Source organism: Streptomyces sp. MB09-02B (assembly GCF_033794485.1).
Taxonomy (GTDB): Bacteria; Actinomycetota; Actinomycetes; order Streptomycetales; family Streptomycetaceae; genus Streptomyces.
Genome location: NZ_JARGEE010000671.1, coordinates 1 through 3,137, shown reverse-complemented (window position 1 = coordinate 3,137; position 3,137 = coordinate 1). Strand labels below are relative to the sequence as shown.

3 protein-coding genes and 1 tRNA gene are annotated in these 3,137 nt (G+C 71.3%); 2 read left to right on the top strand and 2 right to left on the bottom strand.

Annotated features, from left to right (window positions below; genetic code table 11):
- Positions 1 to 199: 199 nt before the first annotated feature.
- Positions 200 to 832, top strand: a complete 633-nt coding sequence (locus P1P70_RS42605; protein ID WP_319247583.1) for a response regulator transcription factor — start codon at positions 200 to 202, stop codon at positions 830 to 832.
- 23 nt (positions 833 to 855) lie between these two features.
- Positions 856 to 928 (top strand) — tRNA-Gly (locus P1P70_RS42600).
- 64 nt (positions 929 to 992) lie between these two features.
- Here the strand turns inward: P1P70_RS42600 and P1P70_RS42595 are convergent.
- Together P1P70_RS42595 and P1P70_RS42590 are read right to left on the bottom strand one after the other, a co-directional pair.
- Complete coding sequence (locus P1P70_RS42595) at positions 993 to 1,892, bottom strand: phosphoribosylaminoimidazolesuccinocarboxamide synthase (RefSeq protein ID WP_319103255.1); 900 nt, start codon at positions 1,890 to 1,892, stop codon at positions 993 to 995.
- Between the two features lie 133 nt (positions 1,893 to 2,025).
- The coding region (locus P1P70_RS42590; protein WP_319247580.1) for a N,N-dimethylformamidase beta subunit family domain-containing protein at positions 2,026 to 3,137 on the bottom strand (1,112 nt) is incomplete at its 5' end.

Sequence of the window (3,137 nt, the reverse complement as noted above, 5' to 3'; positions counted from 1 at the left end):
GGGGCGAGGCGTTCCGGGTGGTGGCGCGGGTGCCGCTGGGGTCTACGGGATCTGGGTCTACGGGGCCGGCGTACTCGAAGGGCTCGGGTGACTCGGGCGGCTCGGGTGGCTCGGTGAAGGCGAAGGTGAAGGGGGCGGGGGCGGCGTCGCGAGGCGCGGGGGCCGTCGTCGGGTCGGCTGTCGTACGGGAGCGCGCTTCATGACCGACGTGGCGGAGGCGGGGCAGCGGGTGCGGCTGCTGCTGGCCGACGACGAGCATCTGATCCGGGGGGCGCTGGCCGCGCTGCTGGGGTTGGAGGACGACCTGGTGGTGGTCGCGGAGGCGGCGAGCGGGCCGGAGGCGCTGGCGATGGCGCGGGCCCACGAACCGGACGTCGCGGTGCTGGATCTGCAGATGCCGGGCGCGGACGGTGTGAGGGTCGCCACATCACTGCGGGCCGAACTGCCGGGCTGCCGCGTCCTGATCGTGACCGGTCATGGCCGGCCGGGGCATCTGAAGCGGGCGCTGGAGGCGGGTGTGCGGGGCTTCGTCCCCAAGACGGTCAGCGCACAGCGGCTCGCGGAGATCATCCGGACCGTGCACGCGGGGAACCGTTATGTGGACCCGGAGTTGGCGGCCGACGCGATCTCCTCCGGGGACTCGCCGCTGACCGCGCGGGAGGCCGAGGTGCTGGAGCTCGCCGCCGACGGGGCGCCCGTCGCGGAGATCGCCGAGCGGGCCGCGCTGTCCCAGGGGACTGTCCGGAACTATCTGTCGTCGGCCGTCTCCAAGCTCGGTGTGGAGAACCGGCACGCGGCGGTGCGGCTCGCCCGGGAGCGAGGTTGGGTATAGTAGGCCTCGCGCCACGGCGCAGCGCGGACGTAGCTCAGTTGGTAGAGCGCAACCTTGCCAAGGTTGAGGTCGCCAGTTCGAACCTGGTCGTCCGCTCGTGAGATAGGTCGAAAGAAGGCCCCGGTCCACTGGACCGGGGCCTTCTTCGTGTCCCGCGGCTCTACGACCAGCTCGTGCCCGTCAGCCGCTCGTACGCCTCCACGTACTTGGCGCGGGTCGCGGCAACGATCTCCTCGGGCAGCGGCGGCGGGGGCTGCTCGCTCTTGCGGTCCCAGCCCGAGGCCTCCGAGGTCAGCCAGTCGCGGACGAACTGCTTGTCGTAGGACGGCTGGGCGTGGCCCGGCTCCCAGAGGTCGGCCGGCCAGAAGCGGGAGGAGTCCGGTGTGAGGACCTCGTCGGCGAGGACGAGGGTGTCGCCCTCGTAGCCGAACTCGAACTTGGTGTCGGCCAGGATGATCCCCCGGTCCCGGGCGATGTCCCGGGCCCGGCTGTACACGGCGAGGGTCGTCTGGCGCAGCTGTGCGGCGGTCTCCGCGCCGACCTGGCGGGCGACCTCCTCGTACGACACGTTCTCGTCGTGCTCGCCGACGGCGGCCTTGGTGGCCGGGGTGAAGATCGGCGCCGGCAGCTCGGAGCCGTCGACCAGACCCTCGGGGAGGGCGAGACCGCAGACCGTACGGGAGTCGTTGTACTCCAGCAGGCCCGAGCCGGTGAGGTAGCCGCGGGCGACGGCCTCCACCGGGACCATCGTGAGCGACTTGCAGATGAGGGTGCGGCCCGCCCAGTCGGCGGGAGCGCCCGGCGGGAGTTCGGTGCTCAGGACGTGGTTGGGGACCAGGTCGGCGAGCTGGTCGAACCACCAGAGCGACAGCTGCGTGAGGACGCGCCCCTTGTCGGGGATCTCCGTCGGCAGCACCCAGTCGAACGCGGACGTTCGATCGCTGGCGACCATCACGAGGTCGCCCGCCTCGTTCTGGTACAGCTCGCGCACCTTGCCGGTGTGCAGGTGCACCAGGCCCGGAACCTGGATCGGCTCGGGCTTTTCTACGAATCCGGACACGGTTCCTCCCCGTGGTGATGTCCAAGTGGCTCGATTCTCCCGTACGAGGGCGACCGGTCGTGCCCAGGGGGTGCTTCGGCGAGGGCCGACGCGGGACTCGGCACCGGACGCGGTACGGGACTCGATGCGCCACTCAGTCACGTTTGCAGATGCGGTCCAGGAGGTTTGCGGTGGCTCGCTGGACTCGGGTGTCGACGTGGCCCGGTCGGTCCAGGGCCGGGGACCACGCGAACGTTCCGGATGCGAAGACCCAGGCACCGGAGGGGGCCCGGTAGAGGGAGGTCTCCTGGTGGCGGACGACGTTGTGCGCGTCCCGGTACGGGGAGTGGGCGAGGAGGATGCGGCCCTGGTGCTCGGGGAGCGGAGTGCGCGGGAAGTAGCGGTCGGCCTCACCGGCGACCATGCCCTCCAGCTCGTCGTTCTCGTGGGCGCCGGTCGCGTCCCAGAGCCAGTGGTCGGCGTTGCGCACGACCAGGGGGGTGGGGTCGGGGACCCGGCCTTCGTACTGGATGCCCATCAACTGCTGCTCGGGGCGGTCGATTTCGCGCCACAGTGCGGGTTTGCCGGGACCCCGGCGTTTTCGGCAGGTGAGGAGGCGGTCGGGGGCCCCGGACGGGGACGGGCCCAGCTCCACCTGCCAGTACATGGAGTTGGAGGAGAGGAAGACGAGCGAGGTGCCGCCGTCCCGGGCGAGTTCGGCCGTGCGGCGCATCTGCGGGGACCAGTACTCGTCGTGGCCCGGGAAGACCAGGCCTCGGTAGCGGGTCGGGTCGACGCGGCCGGAGTGCAGGTCGCGGGCGTCGGCGTAGGCGAGGTCGTAGCCGTAGCGCTCGGCCCAGCGGATGAAGTCGTAGGCGTGGCCGACGTGCAAGGGGAGACCGGCGCCGGCGTACGGGCGGTCGAAGGAGACGGTCGTCGCGGCGTCGGACTCACCGAGCAGTCGGCCGTTCTCGTCCCAGGCGTGGTAGAGGCTGGCGCCCGTGCGGCCGTCCTCCGGATACAGGTTGTACGCCTGCCAGGTGATGTCCGGGAGCAGGAGCAGCAGGTCGGCTGGGCGGTCGTCGCGGACGGTGAACGGCACGTGGGAGCGGTAGCCGTCGGCGGTGGTCAGGACCGCCACGTATGCGCCGGTGTTCCAGTAGCTCGGGATCTGCAGCCGCCAGGAGAGCCACCAGTGGTGGCAGGAGACCGTGCGGTCTGCGGTGAGGGGCGGGGGCTGGACGATGCCGGAGAGGCGTTTTAAAA

Bases quoted from the DNA above. Each gene is read 5' to 3' on its own strand.
- P1P70_RS42605 (WP_319247583.1), top strand. From the start codon at position 200: ATGACCGACGTGGCGGAGGCGGGGCAGCGGGTGCGGCTGCTGCTGGCC.